Consider the following 23,995-nt stretch of genomic DNA (forward strand, 5'->3'; position numbering starts at 1 on the left):
TTAATGTTGATTGTTTAGGTCGGAATTTAATTTAACAAGTCTTCCGCTGAAAGTCAAAGCATTGAAATTAAATTGTAAAAAGGATGTACATACAAGCGGTTACAAGCACATCACGTAAAAAGCCCTGGAAGAATTTCTCCCAGGGCACGTTTCTTATAGTTTATCAGCAAGCAGCCAGCCAGAGGTTCCGTTCAATCCACCTCCTGGCCAGGTTGCAGCTCCTACCATATATAAGCGATCAATAGGCGTCTTATAACGGGAATAGCCTGGAACCGGTCGGAATACGTAGTTTTGGAAGAGGTGATGACTTCCACTTACACTATCTCCACCAACAAGGTTCGGGTTATCCTCCTCTAGATCTGCGGGGGAGAGTACGGTCCTTTTTCGAATGGCGCGCTTACTATTATGGGTGTAGGCAGCCAGTTTCTCTATAACGCGGTCCGCATAAGCCTCTTTTATGTTGGACCAGTCATCTGCTTCAATTTCATTCAGCGAATCTTTTTTCACGTGAGAAGGTAAGGCCCTCACTTGAATCCAGAGCGTTGATTTCCCTTCCGGAGATCGGGTCTCGTCCATAACATCCGGCTGACCGACGATCAGCAGGGGACTGTCCGGGAGCTCTCCATTCATAGCCTGCGTGTAAGTTCTTGCTAAGTCTTCCACATAAGGACCTATGTGAACGTAAGCAAATTCAGAGTATTTCTCTCCTGCTTTCCATTGAAGAGGTTCGTCCAGGGAGAGATGAATCATCATCGTCGCCGGTCCATAGCGGTAACTATCGGCTTCTTGAAGATAGTGATCCGGAACCTCCTTTTCGTCTAGCAGACGGTTCACCATCTGGGTAGGTGTTACATTTCCTATAACAGCCTTTTCGGCTATGATTTCCTCTCCATTTTCGAGGACCACTCCATAGGCCTGACCACTTTCGACGAGTACTCGTTCTACGGATGCTTCCGTCCTTATCTCACCAAGCCGGATTTCAAGCATTTTGACCATGCTCTCGATCATGTTCTGAATGCCGCCTTTGGAAAAAGCCATGCCGTTCCGCTGATTCAAAATGGATTCCAGGAACGGAAAGACCGCTCCGTTAGAGACATCAGGACCAAAATCCAAATGAAGTCCCCAAGGGGCCACCATCGCTTTTACTTTATCGCTTTCAAACCAGTGATCTACAAATTCGCGTGGTGATTGCAGCAAGTGGCTTCCCAGTTCCATCAGTCCATTTAACTTAAGCTGTTTCATGGACTTCATTACGTGCTTCCAAGCTTCATAGGAGGGAAGTTCCATCTGCATGAGCGGCATAAAGTGAGGAGTCGTTTGATCGTAATAATGGCTCAGGTCCTTCCAGGCATACGTATCATCGGTCGAATGATAGGCCAGACTTTTGAACATTTCCTTACGATTCTGGTAGGCTCCTATCCCTGTATCATCAGGAAAGACGCTGGCGTAAGGCTTATCATTTACTACGGGTTCAAAACCAAAGCGCTGCATTTCTTCTTCGTATTTCTGATAAAATTGCGACCCTAAAAATAAACCAATATTCATCGCATATACATCATGAACATAACCAGGCTCTGTCACTTCTCCGGACTTAGATGCACCTCCGGGTTTCGATGACTTTTCTAAGACCAGTACTTTCCACCCTTTTTCTGCCAGCTGGATAGCTGAGATTAGTCCATTATGTCCAGCACCGATCACAATAGCATCATATTTCTTGGTCAATTCATCTCCTCCTCTTCCTCTTATATAGAGAGTTTTGCTACTCTTCTGTTACCAAAAACAAGACGAATTAAACTTTTTTGTGATTCTATAGGACTAGAATCTGTTCTAACAGAAAAGCTCCCTTTTGTTGAAGACTCAGTTTCGAGATAAATGGGGCCGTTACAGTAGGTGCATGAGGGTTGGAGGGGAAATAACTCGCTTTCCTGTGGGGGAACTGCTGAGCCTCCTCAGTCGTTTTCACTCCTTGTGGGGTCTCACCTAGATCCTTCTCCCACGGGAGTCTCGCTATTTCCCCCTCCAACCCAACTATAATTTTGTGAACGGACCCTGCTAGTATAAAAAGTGGGAACCCTAACGCGTCTCACCTGCTTCTATTACCGTGTTTATCCCCTGTACAGACTCGTTATTTAGTGTTGAGCACGTAGAGGTTACGCTTCCTTATATGAAGGCATTTACATAAAAGATTTTGAGCTTCTCATGAACGCAAAAGGGCGGAAGGGAACGGTGAAGACTCCTGCGGGATGAACATGATCGGTGAGATCCCGCAGGGCTGTTAAGCCCGAGGAAGCTCAGCACATGCCCGCGGAAAGCGAGCCGTTCCCTGGAGCCCCTTTCTCCACACAATATCTCGAAGTCGAGTCTTACAGTAAACGGCCCGTTAGTTTAATAAGTTTCTTAATTAACGTTCAACATCTAAATAAAAAATTCCCGGAGACCAGGTCCCCGGGAATAGATTCTATCTTATAGAGTTAAGCACTGAACTTTATTAATATCCGTAATTTCTCCCAGCCGATCCTGACACTCGGACTCCACTTCTTTGTCCACGGTCAGAACCATAACAGCGTCTCCGCCCTGGTTGGTTCTGCCTACCTGCATGGTAGCAATGTTCATATTGTGCTCAGATAAGAGACTCCCCACACGTCCGATAGCGCCCGGCTGGTCTTTGTGGTGGATAAGAATAAGGTTCCCATCTGGGACCACGTCAATGGAGTATTGATCCAGCTGGACAATACGGGCTCCAAGACCATTTAACAAAGTACCTGCGATACTTCGTTTCTCCTGATCCGTTTCAATTTCAACAGTCAGCAAGTTCGTAAACCCTTTGGTTGACGTCGACTTTTGCTCATTGATGACAATTCCCTTATCAGAAGCTGTTTTAAAGGCATTTACGTCGTTCACACGCTGTCCAATGTGTCGGCGCAGAATTCCTTTAATCGCGATTCTGGTAAGCGGGGTGGTATCCACGTCTGTCAGTTCTCCTGAATAATACACACTTACGCGCTCAAGCGTTCCTTCCACTACTCGGGACAAGAAAGCACCCAGGCGTTCCGACAGCTTGAAATATGGAGAGAGCTGCTCCATCATTTCTGAAGAAACGGAAGGCATATTGACAGGGTTTCTTACCGTTCCGCCTCTTAAGTGCTCTAATACGTCGTAACTTACATCGGTTGCAACATTTTCCTGAGCCTCTACCGTGCTTGCTCCCAGGTGCGGGGTAGCAACGACTTCTGTAAGAGAAAGAAGAGGGTGCTCGGTTGCCGGCTCTTCTTCAAACACATCAAGCGCCGCTCCGGCAATTTTTCCACTTTGAATAGCCTGATAAAGAGCATCTTCATCAACAATTCCGCCGCGGGCGCAGTTCAAAATCCTGGCACCAGGTTTCATAAGCTGAATGGCTTCACGATCAATCAAATGCTTCGTTTCTTCCATTAAAGGTGTATGAACCGTTAAGAAATCTGCCTGCTGCAGTACTTCCTGAAGAGTTCCATGATCCACACCGGCTTTATCAGCCTTTTCCTGATTAAGAAATGGATCATAGGCGATGACTTTCATTCTCTGACCTTTAGCGCGCTGAGCCACTTCTCTTCCGATTCTGCCGAAACCGACCACGCCGAGCGTTTTACCTTTAAGCTCGACCCCGACGAATTTCTTTCTTTCCCAGCGTTTTTGCTGTAATTGGTGATAGGCTTGAGGAATATTGCGTGCGAGAGACATCAGCATAGCCATCGTATGTTCTGCTGTTGAAATGGTATTTCCATCAGGAGCATTTACCACAACTACACCATGTTCTGTTGCCGCATCGAGATCAATATTGTCCACGCCAACGCCCGCACGTCCGATTACCTGCAGGTTTTCGGCATGTTCAATCACTTCTCTGGTTACTTGTGTCTGGCTTCTGACAATAATAGCTTGCACAGACTTTACGGCCTCAAGCAGCTCTTCATGACTCAGAGAAGGATCTGCAATGGCTTCCACATCCTCCGCATCCAGTAAAGGACGGATTCCTTCTTCACTTAAAGGGTCACAGATTAACACGCGGTACATTATTTTCCCTCCCTGGTGTGATTGAGATAAACTTCCTGTGCGGCGACAACGCCAGCCCCAGGTTTAAAATCATGGTTCAATCGTTTCAATATAACTTCTAAAATGCTTACATATTGAAGAACATTTGCCGGACGGCAATAGCCCATATGGCCAATTCGGAAAATTTCACCTTTCATATGGTTCTGTCCGCCAGCCACCATCAGTCCGAACTCTTCATTCGCAAGCTTTCTGAATTGTTCTGCATTAAAAGTAGTGGGTTGAATAGACGTAACGGTTGTAGAAGCACTCTCATCGTCCACCAGTAATGGAAGGTTAAGAGCTTTACAAGCCTCGCGCGTCATGTTTTTCATAAGCTGATGACGCTCAAACACATCGTCCAGACCTTCTTCTTCTATTAAATTCAAGACTTCCTCTAAACCAAATAAAAGAGACAAAGCCGGGGTGAAAGGTGTCTGGCCGTCACCCAGTTTTTTCTTATAGCTTCTTAAATCTAAGTAAAAACGTGGTCGATCATTATCATTAATAACCTCCCAGGCACGATCACTGACTGCTGCAAAAGCAAGACCTGCAGGGAGCATCATAGCTTTTTGAGATCCTGTCACTAAGAGATCGATTCCAGACTGGTCCATCTCAATACGGGCTCCGCCAATAGATGACACACCATCTACAAGCACTAGAGCATCACTGATCTTATTGACGCTTTTGGCTACTTCTTCAACGGGATGCATCACCCCTGTAGACGTTTCACAATGAGTCAGAAAGACCGCTTTCGTCTCAGGATGAGCCTTAAGCGCTTCTTCCACCTGAGAAACTTGAACAGCATTTCCCCATTCCAATTCAATACGATGGACCTTCAGCTCGTAGGACTCACAGATCTGCGCAAAGCGCGCACCGAAAGAACCGGCAACTACAGCGATGACTTCATCTCCCGGCTTCGTAGTATTCACTACAGCTGCTTCCAGGGCAGACGTGCCGCTTCCTGTAAGCAGAAGCACATCCTGAGAGGTACCAAAAATGGACTTCACGCGCGGAGTAATTCTGTTTATTAAGTCTTTACATTTCTGTCCTCTATGACCAATCATTGGCTGGATCATGGCCCGATCGACACTTGGCGGAATCGGCGTCGGACCCGGTGTATGCAATAAATCCCATTCCCGGTTCATTTCTAGAACCACCCTTCTCATCAAATTCTATTCTCTTTTCCTATTATTAGTCGTTTGCTCTTTAGAAAAAGAAATGATATTCCTTTATCCTATCAAAAGAATTAGTGTTGTCAATCTAATTTGAATTTTCAGTAATGATGCTTTTTCCTCAGTTTTTACAAAAAAATTACGTTGAAAAAATTCATAATTATCTGTATAATTCAAAAAGTACATATATTTGAAAAATTAGGGGGAGTTACACTTGAGAAAAAACCACAAAATCTGGTTGCTTTTCACACTTATGCTCATTTTTGTATTAGCAGCATGCAGCGGTGGAGGCGAAGAGAACTCATCGGAGTCTAGTGAAGGTGGAAATGACACAGAAGAAAGCTCAGAAGGGGATGCTTCGGGCGATCAAACCATTACCGTAACAGCTAAAAGTGAAATTCCAAGCATGGATCCTTCCTTAATTACCGATTCAGTCGGATTCCAATGGGCCGGCGAAACACTGGAAGGTCTTTACCGCCTAGATGAAAACAGTAACCTTACAGAAGGAATGGCTGAAGAAGGAACGGTTAGCGACGATGGCCTTACGTGGACGTTCAAACTTCGTGACGCTAAGTGGTCGAACGGAGACGAAGTAACAGCCAATGATTTCGTCTATTCATGGAGACGAGCTGTTAACCCGGACACAGGTTCTGAGTATGGACCGTACTTCCTTGGAGGAATTATTAAAAACGCTACTGCCGTCAGTAATGGAGAAGTGGAACCAGAAGAACTGGGTGTCACTGCAGTAGATGATAAAACATTAGAAGTAGAACTTGAAAAACCTGTACCTTATTTCAAATCGATGACTGTATTTATTACATTTATGCCAATTAACCAAAGCTACGTAGAAGAAAAAGGCGAAGATTTCGCTACAGAAGCCGAACATACATTATCGAACGGTCCATTCAAGATGACCGAATGGAATCATGGTGAAGGTTGGACAGTTGTGAAGAACGAAGATTATTGGGATGCTGAAACGGTTCAACTTGAAACGATTAACGCTAAAGTCATTAAAGAGATTTCTACAGGGGTAAACCTGTATGAGTCTGGAGAAATCGATCAGACAGAACTTAACGCTGAGTTTGTTGATCAGTATCGTAGTAACGAAGCATTTGAAGTCGTGAAGAAACCATACTTGTACTTCTTTAAATTTAACCAGGAAGCAAACGAAGCTTTGGCCAATGCCGATGCACGTAAAGCGATTTCCTATGCAATTAATCGTGAAGATCTAGTCAATGTGATATTAAATGATGGATCTGTGCCTGCAGAAGGCTATGTTCCTTCAAACTTCGTTTCTATGCCTGGAAGCGAAACAGATTTCCGTGAAGCCCAGGGACCGCTTGTAGAATCGAATGAAGAGAAAGCAAAAGAACACTGGAATAAAGCGCTTGAGGCTTTAGGAACAGATTCTGTAACGATCGAGCTTCTGGGGGATGATACCGGAACTTCGAAGAAAACTCTGGCCTACTATAAAGACCAATTGGAATCTAAGCTGGATGGCTTAACGATTGATGTTATGGAAGTACCATTTAAAGAACGTGTACGTCGTGACAGTGCTTCTGAATTTGAAATGGAAGCTGCTACCTGGGGTCCTGACTATGTAGACCCTAACACCTACTTGAACATGTATGTTACCGATGGACAAAACAATAATATGAACTATTCAAGTGAAGAATACGATTCTCTTATTGAAAAAGCAAATGGAGAATATGCGCAACAGCCGGAGAAACGTTTTGAAACGTTCATGGAAGCTGAGAAACTGCTTCTCGAAGAAGATCAAGCCGTTGCTCCAATCTATCAGGATGCTAAAGCTCAATTATTCAGACCTAACATTAAAGGGGTATTCACCACCTCTACCGGTCCTGAATTTGAATTCAAATGGGCTCACGTAGAAAATTAATCAGAATAGTGAAAAGGCCAGGAGGCATGCCTCCTGGCCTTTTTTACGTGCAAATCTCTTGTAACTTGAGCTTCTGAGCGTTATAGTGACTAGCATCAAAACATCAAGTCGGATATTAAGAAGGGAGAGGGACTATGTTACGAATCTGGCAAAGAGGTTTATATTATTCTTTAGGAATTATTATCCTAACGTTAGGCATCGCCCTGACCATTGAATCACATTTAGGTACCTCTCCTTTTGATGCACTGCTTGTGGGGTTATACCGGTCTTTTGGTTTAACCATCGGCAGCTGGGAAATCGTGGTCGGTCTCACGATCATTCTTTTCAATGCAGCCGCCCAGCGGAAACGTCCTGAACTATTGGCGCTTGCAACCTCACTTCTAACCGGTATTGGGATTGATCTATGGCTATGGATCATCCGGTCAAACGACCTGATGTTATCACCAAACCTTATGGCTCAAATTCTTTGTTTACTGGCTGGTATTTTATTTGCAAGCTTAGGTATTGCGATCAACCTTCAAGCCGATTTCGCGCCCAATCCTTTTGACCGGATGATGCTGGTAGTCCGTAAGCTGACAGGGTGGACGATTACCACTTCCCGAGTACTCATCAGTATCCTGTTGGTCATAGTTGCCGCTCTTTTTGGCGGTGCCATTGGAGTGGGGACCATTCTTATCACCCTTCTGAGCGGGCCAGCTATTCACGGATTTATGAATCTCGTAAACCGGCTTGACCAGCGACTTGCTCCAGCTGGAAGCTAATACCGGGTCAATAAAACTTAAAGAACTCCCTGAGGGCCGAAGAATTCATAGTGAATGCTATCTTCGGATACATCCCAATCCTTCAGGGACTGATTGACAGCCCTCATAAAGCCTTCAGGACCACAGAAATAAAACTCGCTATTCTGAGGGACCGCTTCTTTTAACCATGGAAGATCCACGTATCCTTCTTTATCAAACGATTGGTGCAGACGGTCATCCTCTGTCGGCTGGGCATAAATAATTTTGGTTACCGTTTTACTCCCCATGGTCTGCATATCTTTCTTAAATGCGTGGACCGATCCGTTCTGAGCAGCATGAATAAAATACACTTCCCGCTCAGGCTGCAAGTCCTGCACCGCTCTGCCCATACTCAAAATCGGTGTGAGCCCCACGCCCCCGCTCAACAGGACGAGCGGCTTGTCGGTATCTGCATCTAGATAAAAATCTCCGGCTGGTGCACTGACTGGAATCATATCACCTTCGCTTACATGGCTGTGCAGCCAGTTCGAAACCTTGCCTTCCGGTACCTCCTGGTTTCCTTCTTCCCTTTTGACACTAATACGGTAGTAAGGGGTGCCTGGAGCCTCTGAAAGACTATATTGACGTAAGTGGTCATAATCGTCTCCAGGAATCTCAGCTTTAATCGTTAAGTATTGGCCAGGCTTAAAATCGGCTAGAGGTTGTTCATCGACCGGCTCTAAATAGAAAGATGTAATCACATCACTTTCTACTTTCTTTTGAATCACTTTAAAATCACGGAATCCTGTCCATCCCCCGGTCTGTTGGCGTACATCCTTGTACATACGATCTTCTACTTGAATGAATACATCCGCTATAACCCCGTAAGCTTCTCCCCAGGCCTGTATAATTTCGTCCGTTGCTGCATCTCCAAGTACATCTTTAATCGCTTTCAGCAAATACTCGCCTACAATGGGATAGTGTTCCGGCAGGACGTTCAAACTCCGGTGTTTTTCAGCAATCTGTTTAACCCTCGGCAGAATAGCTTCCAGATGTTCAATGTTCTTAGCTGCAGCATAAACCGTGTTAGCCAGCGCACGGGGCTGGTCTCCTTTTCTCTGATGGGTCTGGTTAAAAATATTCTTCAGTTCAGGATGATTTAAAAATAGCTGCTGATAAAAATGTGTCGTAATAGCCTCTCCATGTTCCTCTAACACAGGTACAGTTGATTTGATCACTTTAATCGTATGGTCATTTAATAATTGATTGGTTTGTGTAGACATATAAAACCCTCCGTAAAAGATGTATTTATAATATATCTTTATTATACATTAAAAGGTGTATTATAAATACATCAATTATGACAATTCCGTTAATGTGCTCCAAAAATCTGAAAATAAGACATCGGAATGATGGCTGTGATAAGATTAAATAAAAGAAGAGTGAGGGTTGACCTATGCGTTTAAAAAAATATACGGATTATGCTCTGCGAGTATTAATTTTCACAGCTGCTAAGAAAGAAGGTCAGCTTGCCAATAAAAAAGAGATTTCCGAGGTATTTAATATCTCCGAAAATCATCTAGGGAAGATTATCCACGAATTAAATAAATTAGAGCTTATTCATACGGTGCGGGGACGTTCTGGAGGAATTAAGCTTGCCCATAAGCCTGAAGACATTAATATCGGAAAAGTTGTCCGTTCTATGGAGGATGACTTTTATTTACTGGAATGCTTTGACTGCCAGACGAATGAATGTGTCATTACGCCTGCCTGTAAGCTTAGACATGTCCTGAAAGATGCGCTTCAAGCCTTCTTTCAAGTTCTCGACGGTTATACTTTAGAAGATCTTGTCTCGAACAGGGATGAACTACGCGCGCTTATGCAGCTTTCATGAATATAAAAAAACCGTGAAGTCTAAAATAGACTTCACGGTTTTTAGTAACGCTACTATTCAGTAGAGTAAGGCAATAGAGCCATAATACGAGCGCGCTTGATTGCTTTAGTCAATTTACGCTGATATTTAGCAGAAGTTCCAGTTACTCGGCGAGGAAGAATCTTTCCTCGGTCAGAAACGAAACGTCTTAGTAGGTCAACATCTTTGTAATCGATGTGTGTAATTCCATTAGCTGTGAAGAAACACACCTTTTTACGTTTTCCGCGTCCACGACGTGCCATGTCGCATTCACCTCTTTCTTAATTAGAATGGTAAATCATCATCTGATATATCGATGGGCTCTCCATTATCTGCGAATGGATCCTCATCTCGTTGATTGTTGTTATTATTGTTGTTGTTCGATCCGAAATTATTTCCGGATGGTTGTTGATTCTGATTTGCCTGGTATCCTGAGCCTCCACGATTACTTCCACCCTGGGAAGAACTTCCTTTGGATTCTAAGAATTGTACGCTATCTGCAACTACTTCTGTTACAAATACACGCTTGCCTTCCTGGTTATCAAAGCTTCTGGACTGTAATCGTCCATCCACTCCTACAAGACTGCCTTTATTCATAAAGTTGGCTAAGTTTTCTGCAGCACGTCTCCAGACCACGCAGTTAAGAAAATCTGCGTCCTGACCACCTTGATTATTAGAAAATGGTCGGTTCACCGCAATGGTGAAGTTGGCGACGGCCACTCCGTTTGGCGTATAGCGTAAATCAGGATCCTTCGTCAATCTGCCGACTAATACGACACGATTTAACATCAGAACCACTCCTTATTTGTCATCTTCGCGTACTGCGATGTGGCGGATAATATCATCCGTGAACTTCGCTTGACGGTCGAATTCATTAATCGCTTCACGTGTTCCGTTGAAGTCGACTGTTACATAGATACCATCACGGTAGTCGTTAATTTCATAAGCAAGACGACGCTTGCCGATTTCTTTAACTTCTTCTACCTCCGCGCCATTATCTTGAAGGATATTGCTGAAACGATCAATGATTCCTGTTTTAGCTTCCTCCTCGATATCTGGGCGGATGATATACATGATTTCGTATTTTCTACTCATCCGTTTTCACCTCCTTATGGACTTAACGGCTCCTATTCCTGATAAGAGCAAGGAGTAATCTTTTCTTAATTACTCACAATGTAGTATTATAACAAAGTTGTCCAAGAAATACAATACTAAAACGGAAGGATCCTCGCTTATACGTTAAAACGGAAGTGAATAACGTCGCCATCTCTCACTAAATACTCTTTTCCTTCTAAACGAACACGGCCGCGGTCACGGGCAACACCCATGGTGCCTGCATCAACCAGGTCTTCATACGACACTGTCTCCGCACGAATGAAACCACGCTGAAAGTCCGTGTGAATGACTCCGGCAGCCTGTGGAGCCGTCATTCCTTCTTTAAAGGTCCAGGCTCTTACTTCCTGCTCACCAGCCGTGAAGTAGGTGGCTAGCCCAAGAAGGTTGTACGTCGCTTTAATTAACTGATCCAGGCCGGATTCTTCAATCCCAAGATCATCAAGAAACTCTTCTTTTTCTTCTCCATCAAGCTCGGCTATCTCAGATTCAATTTTTGCACAGATGACAATGACTTCTGCATTTTCTTTTGCTGCAAATTCACGGATTTGCTTAACCTTTTCATTATCCCCTTCACCAATTTCATCCTCACTGACATTCGCCACATAGAGGATGGGCTTAGAAGTTAGCAAATGAAGGCCTTTTACGATTTTTTCCTGATCATCACTGAATTCAACAGCGCGAGCAGGGGTTTCTTCCTCTAATGATTCTTTCAGTTTCTCAAGAACCGTGTATTCCGCTACAGCATCCTTATCTTTTTGACGAGCCATCTTAGCTACTCTGTCCATTCGTTTGGAAACTGTTTCGAGGTCGGCAAGAATTAGCTCCAGGTTGATCGTTTCAATATCAGTGATGGGATCGACTTCCCCTGACACGTGCGTCACGTTCTCATCTTCAAACGCACGGACTACGTGGCAGATCGCGTCGACCTGGCGGATATGGGATAAGAACTGGTTACCAAGTCCTTCACCTTTACTTGCCCCTTTAACAATGCCGGCAATATCGGTAAATTCAAATGCGGTAGGTACGGTTTTCTTCGGTTTAACAAGCTCGGTCAGCTTCTCCAGCCGACTGTCCGGTACTTCCACGATCCCTACGTTCGGATCTATTGTGGCAAACGGATAGTTGGCCGACAGAGCTCCTGCTTGTGTAATTGCGTTAAATAGCGTAGATTTCCCTACGTTCGGTAAACCTACGATTCCTGCTGTTAGTGCCATATAAGACTTTCACTCCTTAAGGATTTACATACATGCATGCTAGTCATATCAATTATAGATACTGTGTCTGAAAATAACAACCTGTGGAAAAGCAAAAGACAGGGCTTGTTGCTTCTGATTTATTAAGTTCATTCTATCCATTTTTCAGGTTTGATTAAACTTATCCGTACAAAATTAAAAAGCCCACCTATTTCAGGGAGCTTTTCAAGGCTAAAGATCTACTGTTCGGAAGGTTCCAGCTTTTTCTTCATTTTGGATTCAAACTTTTTCCGAGGGATAAGGACACTGTGGCCGCAGCCTTCACACTTAATACGAATGTCTGCTCCCATACGAATGATTTTCCAGCGGTTTTTCCCGCACGGATGAGGTTTCTTCATTTGAACGACATCATTCAATTCGTAATTTTTGTCTGCCATGGAGTTCCCTCCTCATTTTTTACTCATTCATTCACTTCCTGTAAAGATTTATCATCTTCACGAGAATACATAACCATACGTGGAAATGGAATTTCAATTCCTCTTTCGTCCAGACGGGTTTTTACTTCTTTCCGGATGGCACGAGCCATTGCCCAATGCTCCATTGGCTGGGTGTCCGCGATAATCCTCATGACCACATCGGAAGCACCTAAGGTTTGTACCCCAAGAAGTTCAGGTACATCGAGCATCGCTTCATAACGAGCCGGCAGCTCTTTCATCAATTCCAGAATCACTTGTTCGGCCTGGGCGATGTCCTCTTCGTACGCAATACTTACATCCACCACGGCAACACTATTATGGATGGAAAAGTTCGTAACCTGAGTGACATTTCCATTAGGCAGGATGTGAACCTCACCTGTCCAGGATTTAACTTTACACGTACGGATGCCTACCTCTTCAACAAAACCTTCGACGCCAGATGTCCGAATATAATCACCTACGGAAAACTGGTCCTCGAAAATGATGAAAAAGCCGGAAATGATATCGCGCACCAGGTTCTGGGCTCCAAAGCCGATGGCGAGTCCGGCAATACCTGCACCTGCGAGCAAAGCGCCAACATCTAAAGTAAAAGCTTCCAGTATCATAATAAACGAGACAAAATACACCACATACGTCAAAGCGTTAATCACCAATTTTTTTAATGTAGCTTCCCGGCGCTGGGTAATTTTAAAAGGTCCCCGCCGCCGATTTTCAAAAAACTGCGAGATTACTCGCTTTCCTATGCGGATCACTAAAAACGAGATTAACAGAATAAAGATGATTTTCAGGGCTCCTAGAGCTAGATTAGTCCATAATTCAGGCCCTGTCACATAATTTACTGTTTCCTCCCACCTGGTTAAAGCTTCCTGCACAGCTTCGTCCGCTTTCAACGCTTCCCCTCCTGTACGACTATGAATATGAAGTTCATTTTAACAGGTTTTCAGCGAATTTTGAATCGCGAACGTAACGGATAAATAAGAAGAGAGAAAAGAACGTATAAATTCAGAATTCCATACAGCGGATATAAGTACTCCACCAGCGTAGAAAATCCGAATGATGTAAAGGGAAGCATCACAGCAACGGTCGCTAATGCCACAATCCATAGAGGCTGCTTTAAATAATTCCGGAAGCGGGTGGCAAGTCCGAGAGTACCAGATACAGCCGTCGTAAAAATGGCAATCCAGAGCATCACGGACATAAACAGCATCATCTCATACGGATAGTGTTTTAATATGGCGAATAAAGGAATCTCGTAGAGCATAATCTCATCTGAGATCTCAATTAAACTTTGATTATAAAGATAGGAGATGACTCCAAGAATCACTCCGCTCCCTGCACTGGCAATCCAAATCTCGCCCTTATGCTTCACCTGGTTCCCTATAGCCCCGAGCACAGCAATTAAAGGAAGGATATTAAGAGCCGTAAAAGGAAAGGCGGACATCCAATTGGTGATCTCATGAAGATGACCAAACAGCTCAAGCTGCTGATCATTAATGAAAATAATTAAAACGAACACAAGACCGGTAATTAATAAGGGAAGCACCACACTGTTTACAGTGACGATCCCTTTTACATCCCATACAAATAAAAGGATCATAGGTACGACAAGTGCCATGACTCCGAAGCGGTAGGAAAAATGAAAGGCCTGCCAGGTAGCTCCGCTTCCTGCCAGCATGATCACGGTCATCGTAAATAGATAGATGATGATCATCCAATCATAAATCCCTGTTAAATGCTTTCCTACAATCGCCCGCAGGACAGGTAAATAATCGCCGCTCTGCTTCTTAAAGCTGATCTTCATAATGACGGCACAACACAGAATGAACATGATACAAAACAAAAGGATAGCCAGGCTGCTGTCCTGTCCAAAGAATTGCCATAGCTCTCTCCCTGAAGCATAACCTGCCCCAATCATCGTTCCTACAATCAAAAACATCCACTTAATCCCAGCTTTTATCATGAACGATCCTCCACCTCTATGTATTTGCCACGTATAGAACGACGGACAACCTTATATACTGTTACTACTATGTGTGTGGAGGAGAAGCTATGAATTTTAAAGACAAGTTCTCAAATGAAGAAAGACGTCTTAAAACAGAGGATCCTGGAATGAGTGAGACCCTTAGTCTGCATTTGAAAGAATGGCTGCCTCCCTCTAAGAAGATCGTCATTGCCTGTATCGGAACGGACCGCTCCACGGGCGATGCATTTGGACCACTTGTCGGTTCGATGCTGAAGCAGCAAACGTTAGAAACTTTTCACCTCTATGGGACGCTGGAAGAACCTTTGCATGCCCTTAATTTAATTGAACAAATAAATCGGATTAAACGAACCCACAACCACCCTTATATTCTGGCGGTAGATGCGTGTTTAGGTAAGTCGGCGTCGGTAGGTTCTGTGGTACTTGGGAAAGGATCCATTTCGCCGGGATCCGCTTTAAAAAAGGACCTTCCCCCTATAGGAGACCTGCATATTAGCGGAATGGTGAATGTGAGTGGATTCATGGAACATGTCGTGTTACAAAACACTCGTCTTCATACGGTCATGCAGATGGCCGCTAAAGTCGCAGCAGCTATTCAATTGTCAGATGCTAAGCGCGTGAAACATACAATGGAATCCGCACCCGTAACGACATTCAAAGGGACCATCAATCGTCTGCCTAAAACCATGAAGTAATGAGTTCTTCATCCATAAAAAAAAGCTACTCATAAGCCTTATAAAGACTTATCAGCAGCTTTTTAGAACCATTGGGAAATATAGAACACTACCCCGACCATCAGAAGGGAGGGTAAAAGATTGGCTACACGAATTTTCGTTAATTTTAATAAGTTAAGACCGATAGCCACGATCAGCAGCCCACCGGTAGCTGTCATTTCCATGATGAACAAATCCAGCATATCCTGGGGAATCCAGCGGTTAATCTGAGTGGCTAATAACGCAATAGACCCTTCATATAACACGACCGGAATAACAGAAAAAATGACACCAATTCCAAGAGTAGACGTTAAGACAAGCGATACAAACCCGTCAATGATGGCCTTAGTTATTAAAACTTCATGGTCATTACGAAGACCGCTGTCCAGGGCTCCTATGACGGATAACGCCCCGATAACAAAAATAAGGGAAGCCGTAATAAACCCTTGCGCCATACTGGATTCCTGGTCGGGTTTGGTAAACTTTCGTTCAATGAATCTTCCTATGTACTCAAGCTTATCTTCTAAATGTACAGCTTCCCCAATAATCGCTCCAGTTAATAAGCTCAATAGCACAATCACAATGTTATCCGTTTCAAAGGCCATTTGAAGACCGATCAATATAACCGCCAGGCCTACACCGCTCATGACGGTTTCCTTAAAACGCTCGGGAATCTTAGTGAAAAACAGCCCTAGAAGTGTACCAACAATAATACATAAACCATTCACAAATGTACCTAACAATACCATGAGATTCTCTCCTATAATTTTTTGTTTCACGTGAAACACCATTGTTTATAAGCAACAAAAAAACCCGGTCTGCTTCACCAGGTCTGCTTTATGAATCTTTATCAAACCACTGTAAGATACGTTCCAGGTCCTCTTCATCCATAAACTCAATTTCAATTCTTCCTTTTTGTTTTCCTTTATGAATGGTAACTTCCGTGCCTAGACGCTCTCTGAGACTCTCTTCCCGATCTCTTATAAAGATATCTTTAGCAGACGGTTTCTTTTTCTCAGTCCGGTCTTTTTTGTTGTTTTCAAAAATCAGCCGCTCCGCCTGACGAACATTAAGAGCTTCTTTTTCAATCCTTGAGGCAAGAGCGATCACTTGCTCACGATTTTTTAACCCAAGCAGTGCCCGACCATGTCCCATGGATAAAGTTCCATCGTTTATCTTTCTCGTTACTTCCACCGGAAGCGATAACAGCCGGACGAGATTAGCAATATGAGAACGGCTTTTTCCTAACCTCTTCGAGAGTAATTCCTGAGTTAAAGAAAGCTCATTCATTAAATTCTGGTAGGCTTTGGCCTCTTCAATCGGGGTTAAATCCTCCCGTTGTAAGTTCTCCAGAAGGGCGAGTTCCATCATCTGTTCATCCGTCAATACACGGACCAGGGCGGGAACCGTCTCCAGGTTCGCACGCTTCGCCGCGCGGAACCTTCGTTCACCGACCACAATTTCAAAGCCTTTAATGCTTTTTCTTACGATCAGCGGTTGAAGAATGCCATGCTCCTCGATTGATTCCTTCAATTCCTGGATGGCTTCATCGGTAAAATGTTTTCTGGGTTGATACGGATTAGGGCGGCATTCGTGGACTGGAATTTCCTGAATCTGCTCTTCCTCTTTACGCTCCATCTCCTGAGAAACCGCTTGAGTCTCTTTACCTGACCCTTTCGCCATTCGCGATCACTTCCTTTACTGTTTCTAAATAGACTTCCATTACGTAAGACTGCGGTTTATGCAAAATCACGGACTTGCCCTGACTTGAAACTTTCCTCAGCCGGCTTTAACGGGGAATGATCGATGGATAGCCTTTATCTTGTTCTACTTTTCTTTTATTTTACCATTATATTGAAAAAACGGGGTGAAGAGTTAAAAAAAGTCCCATCTCTGCGAAAGGCAAGATGGGTAGAACCGTTCATTATTTTTTCTTAGGAATTTTTATCGTAATTTGATAATAATCATCATGATCTTCTTCTTCGGTTTCTAAGTCGATCCCTGTATCCGAAACCATTGTGAGCGACTGCCGAATCGTATTCATGGCAATTCTCATATCTTTATTCACACCTTTAAGAGTCGGCTTTTTCTTTTTCGGTTTAGGTTCGCTCAGCTTAGCGATCCGCTCTTCCGTCTGCTTAACGTTCAGGTGCTTTTCAATGATTTCAGTCAATATCGTTTCCTGCAATTCGGGATCCTTAACTCCAATAAGGGCTCTTGCATGGCGCTCTGTAATTTTTTTATCCATAATCGCCTGTTGAACGGATTCAGGCAATTTTAACAAACGCATCTTGTTGGCAATCGTTGACTGGCTTTTTCCTAACCGCTGGGCCAGGGCTTCCTGCGTCAGTTCATGAAGTTCAATCAGTCTGGCATAAGCCATAGCTTCTTCAATGACCGTTAATTCTTCCCTTTGCAGATTCTCAATAAGAGCGACAGACGCCGTCTGGGAATCATTCATATCACGGATGATCGCAGGAATCGTTTCCCACTCAAGCGTTTGGACAGCACGCCATCTGCGCTCTCCTGCAATCAGTTCATAATTTTCCTCATCTATCCGACGGAGAACAATCGGCTGAATCATCCCATGCGTATGTATCGTCTGGGCAAGTTCGCTGATCTTCTCATCGTTGAAAATCGCTCGGGGCTGATAACGGTTCGGCTGAATATGATCTACCGGGACCTGCATGACTTCATCAGGACTGTAGCCTTCTTCACTGTTGTTATCTTCAGATTCCTGTTCCGGTTTGTCCCCTAATCCGAACAAACGACCAAAAGGATGTAACACGATCAGACACCACCTTTATACGATCGAGCTTATGCTCATTAATATTTTTCTTAAAAATTGAAATAGAAAAAGCGCCGCAGGCTTTTCGGCTGCTGCGCACATGTATGCCGTTTTAACTCTCTATCTATTTTATCATATTTATTCTAGTAAAAGTATCGTAAGGAAAGAAGAATTATTCATTCCCGATGTCGAAAAAGCACAGATAACCAGGTGATCAAGGCATTCAATAAGGATTATTTCTCATAAAAGTCCAGTTGTTATTAGCAGATTTCGTCGATATATTTTCCAAGAAAACTTCTGCTTATAGCTTACCTGTTCCTGAGTTTTCCTTCAAACAATAGCTGTAAAATTAAATTGCAGCATTCACCCGGCTCATTTTATGATCCAAAGTCAGGCAGGAATAAACGTGTTCCTGCTGAATATGTATCTTTGAAGGTTCTGCTTAAAAGGAGAAGTTTTTTTCCAGAAGGGGAACTGAAATTTATGACAACGAACCAAGGAGGAACCAATCATGCAAAAAACTTTCATCTTATTTTCCCATTCAGAGGCAGGGGTGAAAGCAAGCTAACCATTAATCCAATCACTGCAAGCTTTTTACTCCTGTATCTATACCAGACCTATTACTGTATAGCAGGAGGATAACATTTTGCAAAAGAATACATTAGCCGCTCACAACATTCGTTTTCTATTTTGGGCCGAGTTGTTTGGAAGCGTACGCTTCATACAACCGGTGCTTACACTTTTTTACTTCGAAAGGGGTCTCGATGAGTCCTTAATTCTTCTGGTCTTAACCTTTTTCAGCATTGGCGTCCTTGCAGGTGAAATTCCCACCGGGGTACTGGCGGACCGCTACGGATCGAAAGCAGCCTTTTTAATAGGCTCTGCACTCGCTATTGTCAGCCATATTTTATTACTGATCGCCTTTGAACCCTGGGTGTTTTTCCTAAGCAGTTTTCTAACTGGTTTTGCCGCTACTTTTTTTAGCGGAGCAGACGAGGCACTTATTTATGAATCTCTTAAACTCTCGAACGAAGAAAGATTTATGGATAAAGCGATCGGGCAAATTGGTTCGGCTACGTTTATCGTCTCGATCATCGCGGTCATTATAGGGGCTTTTATCGCTAAAGATTTAACGGAACAACAATTTCAGCTGCTGATTGGCTTAAGTCTGGCCTTTATGACAGTTCAGTTCTTTTTACTGCTGTCCATCAAAAACCCACCCCCGCAAGAAGGGGATCAACAGCCGCCGCTCCGGCAAATATGGGCAGGGGTAAAGGCTATCCGGAAAACCCCTCAAGTATTATGGATGTTTATGAACATATCGCTCGTATTTATACCCGCTACTGCGATATTTGAGAAATTTGATCAAAAACTGCTCGTCGATGCGGGCCTTCCGGTGTACTGGATCGGAATCGTCTATGCAATCGCGGGTTTCATAGGTTTTATGGCTTCGCGTTCCATTGGATGGATGACCAGTAAAATGAGTCGTGTACTTTTATTAGGGATCACAGGAATGCTCGCAGTAATCGGGCTCACACTAGCAGCCTTATTTAATACGTACCTCTGGGTTATTCTTGGAGTTATCTTCGTCTTAAAACTAGTGAGCGCCATTCGCTATCCCATTTATTCTCAACTATCCAACGACTTGATCCCATCTAACGTGCGGGCAACGACTATTTCTTTACTATCGATTCTCGATTCAGGATTTGATTTGCTTATTTTCACGACAGTCAGCGGGATCGCACTTGGTGGATTCACACCCATGTTCTTGGCCTGCGCCGTTATCGCTTTACTCGGTGTTTCCATACCAATACGACCAAAACGAATAATCGTTGATAGATGAAATCTATTCATCTTTATTGAAGACAGTCACTTCCTGAGGGAGCGGCTGTTTTTTACATGGATTATAAGACTTTCGCGGATAGTACAAAAGTCACATTTAGGCCTCTGAAAATTAAGATATAAACTTCAGACGCTGATTTATTACAGTAAAATAACATCACATTATTACGAATTCTGTAATATTATCTTCCCATCCGCTATTTTCACTGTCGTTCATCTGTTACACTTTAACGCTTTAAATTCGCTCCTGGGCACTATTCATTATTTTTAGAAAATTAAAAATAATATATTGATTAATTTTGTAATTTTGGTAGATTTGTAAATGTAGCTTATTTTTACAAAATGTGGAGGGAGACATTAATTTGAAGAAAATGGGGAGAATGATCACATCTGCTTTAGCCCTTACTTTAGCCTTCGGGCCCGTAAGTGCAAGTGCAGGCACAGTAAATCAAGATGCAGGCGAAGATTTACATAAATCACATTCGCACGAGGGATCACCTTTTGATCTCGCAATTGCGAATGATGAAAAGCTAATTGAGATGTTGAAAGAGGACGGAAAAATAGCTCCAGATGCAAGTCCTTCTGAAGCTCAAAAAGGATTAAACAAATTCCTAAAAGCGAAATCAGAAGCTGCTAAGAAGGATACAGGTGAGCTAAATAAAGAAGCCAAAGAAGCGAAAGAAAAGCTTCAGGGTGAAATGAAAAATAACAGCTTAACCAACGGAAAAGGAAATAAACTGGGGCAGGCGAAGAAAAATGCTCCGGATTCCGTAGAGGAAGAAGCTTATGATGGCGAGATGCGTACAGACAAAGTACTTGTCCTGCTCGTTGACTATCCTGACAAGCCTCATAACTCCATGACCGCTGATGAAACGGATATGTACTATGAAGGTGAAGATGCATACTCCAGAGAGCATTATCAGGACATGCTGTTCGGTGAAGGCGGCTGGACAGGTCCAGACGGCGAAACCTATGATTCCATGAAACAGTACTATGAGAAGCAATCCGGTGGCAGTTATTCTGTCGAAGGGGAAGTAGCAGGCTGGTACACAGCAAGTAAAGAAGCTGCAGCATACGGTGGAAACTATCCGACAGAAGATGACAGTGATGTCGATGCCCGCGGTCTTGTGAAGGAAGCACTTGAGGCAGCCTCAGCTGATGATTCTGTTAATATTGCTGATTATGACCAGTGGGATCGTTATGATCTGGACGGAGATGGAAACTACCTGGAAGCGGACGGACTTGTTGACCACTTGATGGTTATCCACTCCGGAGTGGGTGAAGAAGCCGGTGGAGGATCTCTAGGATCTGACGCTATCTGGTCTCACCGCTGGAACCTTGGCGGAGTGACTCCGATTAGTAATACTGAAGCTACTGTAGGATATTGGGGCGGCTCTATGGCAGCTTACGATTATACTATTGAACCAGAAGACGGAGCAGTAGGGGTCATGGCCCACGAATTTGGCCACGATTTAGGTCTGCCTGACGAATATGATACTCAGTATTCCGGTGCTGGCGAACCAGTCAGTTACTGGTCGATTATGTCGAGCGGAAGCTGGGCAGGAGATATTCCAGGTACGATGCCGACTGGATTCAGCCCGTATATGAAAGAAATGCTGCAGACTTCTGCTGTCGTGGATAATGAAGGGACGCAAGGAAACTGGTTAACTGGAACAGAATTAGATGTAGAAGACATCACTGAAAAAGGGACAGAAGTTCTTCTCGACGAAGCTGTGACCAAAGGAACAAATAATGACACAGTGAAAGTAACTCTGCCGCAAAAAGAAACGGTCATTAACGAGCCGGCAAGCGGAGAGTATCAATATTTCTCCGGAAGTGCGGATGACTTGCATAATTATTTGACGAAAACGGTAGATTTAACTGATGCCACTTCTGCCAAGTTTAATTTTAAAACGTGGTATGACATTGAAAAAGACTGGGATTACGCATATGTGACGGTTGATGGAGAGCCAATTGCAAGTGATATTACGACAAATGAAGATCCATATGATGTTAATGATGGAAATGGAATTACAGGTTCATCCGATGGCTGGATTGATGCTTCCTTCGATCTGTCTGCATATGCAGGACAAGAAGTTGAAGTAGCAATTGAATACGTTACGGATGGTGCAGTATCGAATCCTGGCTTGTACGCTGATGATCTATCCGTCGTTGTTGATGGAGAAGAAGTCGTGTTCGACGATGCTGAAGGTGATGCCAAGTTTAATCTGGATGGTTTCACGAAAAATGATGGTATTAAACGCTCTGACCATTACTACCTGCTTGAATGGCGCAGCCACAATGGTGTTGATGAAGGTCTTGCCAACATCCGCCGTGGTGACAGCTTAATGACGTTCGACGATGGGCTAGTGGTCTGGTATATCGATAAGCAATACAGTGAAAACTGGACAGGTATTCACCCGGGTAATGGCTTTGTAGGCGTTGTTGATGCGGATCAGCACACCGTTAAATGGGGAAATGGAGACGTAGCTAGTACACGCTTCCAAGTTCATGATGCTGCATTCAGTTTAGATAAAACAGACAAAATGTTTATTGACTATACGAATAGCAGCTACGGGGATACAATCAAAGATAACTTCACTAAACGCACACCATTATTCGATGACAGCGAAAACTACTTGAATGAAGGATTAGTAGATGCAGGACGCGATGTTCCTGACTACGGTCTGAAATTCCGTGTAACCGGTCAAAGTAAAGATGGTACGGTAGGTAAAGTATTAATGTACAAATAATCAATTTTTAGAACTCCTCTTAATAGAGGAGTTCTTTTTGAGTTAGCTCTGGTAAAGTTTATTGTTGATTTTTCACAAAAGGCTTATTACGCAATAGGGTCGGATAGTTGAAGACTCAGTTTCGAGATATCTTTGGTCCGTTGCTAATATAAAAAGGGGATGGCTACGGAAACAACTCGCTTTCCTACGGGGGAACTGGCAAGCCTCCTCAGTCGCTGTCACTCCCTGTGGGGTCTTGCCTAGCTCCTTCTCCCGTGGGAGTCTCGCTGTTTCCTTCGCCAACCCAGCCACGTGAGAATAACGGACCCTTTTCAAGAGAGAATGCTCTCCTCATAAATAGGTTCTAAAATGCTTCTATAACAAGCTTTTTCACATCGTTCTAGTATGAAATAACCTCATCACCCCATGCTTTTTTCTCATCAAGTAAACAGTATGTTAGGTGATTTCGAGTCTCAGATTTGGCCAGGTCCGGAGGGGGACGGTGTAGACTCCTGCGGGATGAACATGATCGGTGAGATCCCGCAGGGCTGTTAAGCCCGAGGAAGCTCACCTCATGCCCGCGGAAAGCGAAATCGTCCCCCGGAGGACCTTCCGATCCTCCAATGTCTCGAAACTGAGTCTTACAGAAAAGGGAGCTTTTCCTTAATATCAACAGGGAAGTTTAACAGAGACTTTTAGTTAAAAATAGCTATGAATTTATTGATAGATTAGAGCTTTCCTCTTAACAACTGAATGCATAGAAATATTAATCAAGCCAGCCCTTTTGTCTGGCAATAAAAGCCGCTTCCGTGCGATTTTGAGCATCTAATTTATTCATAATCTCTGAGAGATAGTTTCGTATCGTCCCATTGGTTAAATGCATGGCTTCACTAATCTGTTTCGTACTGTACCCCTTTTCCACACGCAAAAGCACTTCTATTTCTCTTCCGGTAAGCTCATTTTCATCATTTAGGACAGTCTGACTGACAAGGGAGGGGCTGACGACCTGCTGTCCCTTATATACCTGACGAACATTTCTAGCTAACTCTTCACTAGGTGTATCCTTTAATAAATATCCGTCTACTTGGTGCTCCCACGCCTCTTTAATATATATTCTTTTGGAAAAAGTGGTTAAAATGATTACCTTGGTTGGTAACTGTAAACGCCGAATTTCTTTTAATACTTCAATCCCGGTAAGAAGAGGCATTTCGATATCCAGCAGAGCAATATCCGGTTCATGGTCTTGAATCATTTGCAACGCCTCTTCACCATGGCTTGCAGCACCTGTGACCTCAAAATCATCTTCCATATCCAAAATCGTGCAGAGAGCTCCACGAAGCATGGTCTGGTCCTCTGCAATCATTACCCGAATCATCTCTCTGCCCC

Annotated in this window: 21 protein-coding genes; 6 read left to right on the forward strand and 15 right to left on the reverse strand. The window is 43.7% G+C overall.

Features of this window, described 5'->3' with window-relative positions; genetic code table 11:
* Positions 1–153: 153 nt before the first annotated feature.
* From HBHAL_RS20000 to HBHAL_RS20015, 3 genes are all read right to left on the reverse strand, one after another.
* The gene (locus HBHAL_RS20000) at positions 154–1,722 is read right to left on the reverse strand and encodes a phytoene desaturase family protein (protein WP_014645352.1); all 1,569 of its coding nucleotides are present in this window, start codon (positions 1,720–1,722) and stop codon (positions 154–156) included.
* 741 nt (positions 1,723–2,463) lie between these two features.
* Complete coding sequence (gene serA / locus HBHAL_RS20010) at positions 2,464–4,047, reverse strand: phosphoglycerate dehydrogenase (protein WP_014645353.1); 1,584 nt, start codon at positions 4,045–4,047, stop codon at positions 2,464–2,466.
* The gene (locus tag HBHAL_RS20015) at positions 4,047–5,210 is read right to left on the reverse strand and encodes a pyridoxal-phosphate-dependent aminotransferase family protein (RefSeq protein ID WP_014645354.1); all 1,164 of its coding nucleotides are present in this window, start codon (positions 5,208–5,210) and stop codon (positions 4,047–4,049) included. Before HBHAL_RS20015 ends, serA begins: the two co-directional genes overlap by 1 nt.
* Before the next feature lie 241 nt (positions 5,211–5,451).
* Here HBHAL_RS20015 and HBHAL_RS20020 point away from each other — a divergent pair, with 241 nt between their 5' ends.
* On the forward strand, positions 5,452–7,137 hold the full coding sequence (locus tag HBHAL_RS20020; protein WP_014645355.1) for a peptide ABC transporter substrate-binding protein: 1,686 nt from the start codon (positions 5,452–5,454) through the stop codon (positions 7,135–7,137).
* A 134-nt stretch (positions 7,138–7,271) separates the two neighbouring features.
* On the forward strand, positions 7,272–7,898 hold the full coding sequence (locus HBHAL_RS20025; RefSeq protein WP_014645356.1) for a YczE/YyaS/YitT family protein: 627 nt from the start codon (positions 7,272–7,274) through the stop codon (positions 7,896–7,898).
* A 17-nt stretch (positions 7,899–7,915) separates the two neighbouring features.
* Here the strand turns inward: HBHAL_RS20025 and hmpA are convergent, their stop codons facing one another.
* Positions 7,916–9,139 (reverse strand): NO-inducible flavohemoprotein, encoded by a 1,224-nt coding sequence (gene hmpA / locus HBHAL_RS20030; protein ID WP_014645357.1) that lies wholly within the window; start codon positions 9,137–9,139, stop codon positions 7,916–7,918.
* A gap of 173 nt (positions 9,140–9,312) precedes the next feature.
* Here hmpA and HBHAL_RS20035 point away from each other — a divergent pair, with 173 nt between their 5' ends.
* Positions 9,313–9,750, forward strand: coding sequence for an Rrf2 family transcriptional regulator (locus tag HBHAL_RS20035; protein ID WP_014645358.1), 438 nt, complete (start codon positions 9,313–9,315; stop codon positions 9,748–9,750).
* Between the two features lie 53 nt (positions 9,751–9,803).
* On the opposite strand, the gene rpsR is transcribed toward HBHAL_RS20035, so the two are convergent.
* The 7 genes from rpsR to HBHAL_RS20070 all read right to left on the reverse strand — a co-directional run bounded on the left by rpsR (position 9,804) and on the right by HBHAL_RS20070 (position 14,513).
* Positions 9,804–10,031, reverse strand: a complete 228-nt coding sequence (gene rpsR, locus HBHAL_RS20040) for a 30S ribosomal protein S18 (protein WP_014645359.1) — start codon at positions 10,029–10,031, stop codon at positions 9,804–9,806.
* A gap of 22 nt (positions 10,032–10,053) precedes the next feature.
* Complete coding sequence (gene ssb, locus HBHAL_RS20045) at positions 10,054–10,557, reverse strand: single-stranded DNA-binding protein (protein ID WP_014645360.1); 504 nt, start codon at positions 10,555–10,557, stop codon at positions 10,054–10,056.
* Positions 10,558–10,569: 12 nt separating this feature from the next.
* On the reverse strand, positions 10,570–10,863 hold the full coding sequence (rpsF, locus tag HBHAL_RS20050; RefSeq protein ID WP_014645361.1) for a 30S ribosomal protein S6: 294 nt from the start codon (positions 10,861–10,863) through the stop codon (positions 10,570–10,572).
* A 137-nt stretch (positions 10,864–11,000) separates the two neighbouring features.
* Complete coding sequence (ychF, locus tag HBHAL_RS20055) at positions 11,001–12,098, reverse strand: redox-regulated ATPase YchF (protein ID WP_014645362.1); 1,098 nt, start codon at positions 12,096–12,098, stop codon at positions 11,001–11,003.
* A 218-nt stretch (positions 12,099–12,316) separates the two neighbouring features.
* Entirely contained in the window at positions 12,317–12,514 is a 198-nt protein-coding gene (locus tag HBHAL_RS20060) for a DUF951 domain-containing protein (protein ID WP_014645363.1), read from the reverse strand.
* Between the two features lie 23 nt (positions 12,515–12,537).
* Positions 12,538–13,425, reverse strand: coding sequence for a mechanosensitive ion channel family protein (locus HBHAL_RS20065; protein ID WP_145956149.1), 888 nt, complete (start codon positions 13,423–13,425; stop codon positions 12,538–12,540).
* 68 nt (positions 13,426–13,493) lie between these two features.
* A complete protein-coding gene (locus HBHAL_RS20070) occupies positions 13,494–14,513 on the reverse strand; it encodes a YkvI family membrane protein (RefSeq protein WP_014645365.1) in 1,020 nt (339 codons plus the stop codon).
* A gap of 89 nt (positions 14,514–14,602) precedes the next feature.
* Here HBHAL_RS20070 and yyaC point away from each other — a divergent pair, with 89 nt between their 5' ends.
* The gene (gene yyaC / locus HBHAL_RS20075) at positions 14,603–15,229 is read left to right on the forward strand and encodes a spore protease YyaC (protein WP_014645366.1); all 627 of its coding nucleotides are present in this window, start codon (positions 14,603–14,605) and stop codon (positions 15,227–15,229) included.
* Positions 15,230–15,291: 62 nt separating this feature from the next.
* Here yyaC and HBHAL_RS20080 read toward each other — a convergent pair whose 3' ends face one another.
* From HBHAL_RS20080 to noc, 3 genes are all read right to left on the reverse strand, one after another.
* Positions 15,292–15,996, reverse strand: a complete 705-nt coding sequence (locus HBHAL_RS20080) for a DUF554 domain-containing protein (protein ID WP_014645367.1) — start codon at positions 15,994–15,996, stop codon at positions 15,292–15,294.
* A gap of 88 nt (positions 15,997–16,084) precedes the next feature.
* Positions 16,085–16,930: a ParB/RepB/Spo0J family partition protein gene (locus HBHAL_RS20085; protein WP_014645368.1), complete on the reverse strand. Its 846-nt coding sequence runs from the start codon at positions 16,928–16,930 to the stop codon at positions 16,085–16,087.
* A gap of 241 nt (positions 16,931–17,171) precedes the next feature.
* On the reverse strand, positions 17,172–18,035 hold the full coding sequence (noc, locus tag HBHAL_RS20090; RefSeq protein ID WP_014645369.1) for a nucleoid occlusion protein: 864 nt from the start codon (positions 18,033–18,035) through the stop codon (positions 17,172–17,174).
* 646 nt (positions 18,036–18,681) lie between these two features.
* Between noc and HBHAL_RS20100 the strand changes: the two genes are divergently transcribed.
* Complete coding sequence (locus tag HBHAL_RS20100; protein ID WP_014645371.1) at positions 18,682–19,878, forward strand: MFS transporter; 1,197 nt, start codon at positions 18,682–18,684, stop codon at positions 19,876–19,878.
* Positions 19,879–20,248: 370 nt separating this feature from the next.
* Positions 20,249–22,630, forward strand: coding sequence for an immune inhibitor A domain-containing protein (locus HBHAL_RS20105; protein WP_041601799.1), 2,382 nt, complete (start codon positions 20,249–20,251; stop codon positions 22,628–22,630).
* Between the two features lie 745 nt (positions 22,631–23,375).
* Here the strand turns inward: HBHAL_RS20105 and HBHAL_RS20110 are convergent.
* Positions 23,376–23,984, reverse strand: a complete 609-nt coding sequence (locus tag HBHAL_RS20110; protein WP_014645373.1) for a response regulator transcription factor — start codon at positions 23,982–23,984, stop codon at positions 23,376–23,378.
* Positions 23,985–23,995 lie beyond the last annotated feature (11 nt).

This window comes from Halobacillus halophilus DSM 2266, from assembly GCF_000284515.1.
Classification (GTDB): Bacteria; Bacillota; Bacilli; order Bacillales; family Halobacillaceae; genus Halobacillus; species Halobacillus halophilus.

Excerpts from the sequence above, each read along its gene's own strand:
- serA (WP_014645353.1), bottom strand. The coding sequence starts at position 4,047 with ATGTACCGCGTGTTAATCTGTGACCCTTTAAGTGAAGAAGGAATCCGT.
- HBHAL_RS20015 (WP_014645354.1), bottom strand. The coding sequence starts at position 5,210 with ATGAACCGGGAATGGGATTTATTGCATACACCGGGTCCGACGCCGATT.
- HBHAL_RS20025 (WP_014645356.1), top strand. The coding sequence starts at position 7,272 with ATGTTACGAATCTGGCAAAGAGGTTTATATTATTCTTTAGGAATTATT.
- hmpA (WP_014645357.1), bottom strand. The coding sequence starts at position 9,139 with ATGTCTACACAAACCAATCAATTATTAAATGACCATACGATTAAAGTG.
- HBHAL_RS20035 (WP_014645358.1), top strand. The coding sequence starts at position 9,313 with ATGCGTTTAAAAAAATATACGGATTATGCTCTGCGAGTATTAATTTTC.
- rpsR (WP_014645359.1), bottom strand. The coding sequence starts at position 10,031 with ATGGCACGTCGTGGACGCGGAAAACGTAAAAAGGTGTGTTTCTTCACA.
- ssb (WP_014645360.1), bottom strand. The coding sequence starts at position 10,557 with ATGTTAAATCGTGTCGTATTAGTCGGCAGATTGACGAAGGATCCTGAT.
- rpsF (WP_014645361.1), bottom strand. The coding sequence starts at position 10,863 with ATGAGTAGAAAATACGAAATCATGTATATCATCCGCCCAGATATCGAG.
- ychF (WP_014645362.1), bottom strand. The coding sequence starts at position 12,098 with ATGGCACTAACAGCAGGAATCGTAGGTTTACCGAACGTAGGGAAATCT.
- HBHAL_RS20060 (WP_014645363.1), bottom strand. The coding sequence starts at position 12,514 with ATGGCAGACAAAAATTACGAATTGAATGATGTCGTTCAAATGAAGAAA.
- HBHAL_RS20070 (WP_014645365.1), bottom strand. The coding sequence starts at position 14,513 with ATGATAAAAGCTGGGATTAAGTGGATGTTTTTGATTGTAGGAACGATG.
- yyaC (WP_014645366.1), top strand. The coding sequence starts at position 14,603 with ATGAATTTTAAAGACAAGTTCTCAAATGAAGAAAGACGTCTTAAAACA.
- HBHAL_RS20080 (WP_014645367.1), bottom strand. The coding sequence starts at position 15,996 with ATGGTATTGTTAGGTACATTTGTGAATGGTTTATGTATTATTGTTGGT.
- HBHAL_RS20085 (WP_014645368.1), bottom strand. The coding sequence starts at position 16,930 with ATGGCGAAAGGGTCAGGTAAAGAGACTCAAGCGGTTTCTCAGGAGATG.
- HBHAL_RS20105 (WP_041601799.1), top strand. The coding sequence starts at position 20,249 with ATGGGGAGAATGATCACATCTGCTTTAGCCCTTACTTTAGCCTTCGGG.
- HBHAL_RS20110 (WP_014645373.1), bottom strand. The coding sequence starts at position 23,984 with ATGATTCGGGTAATGATTGCAGAGGACCAGACCATGCTTCGTGGAGCT.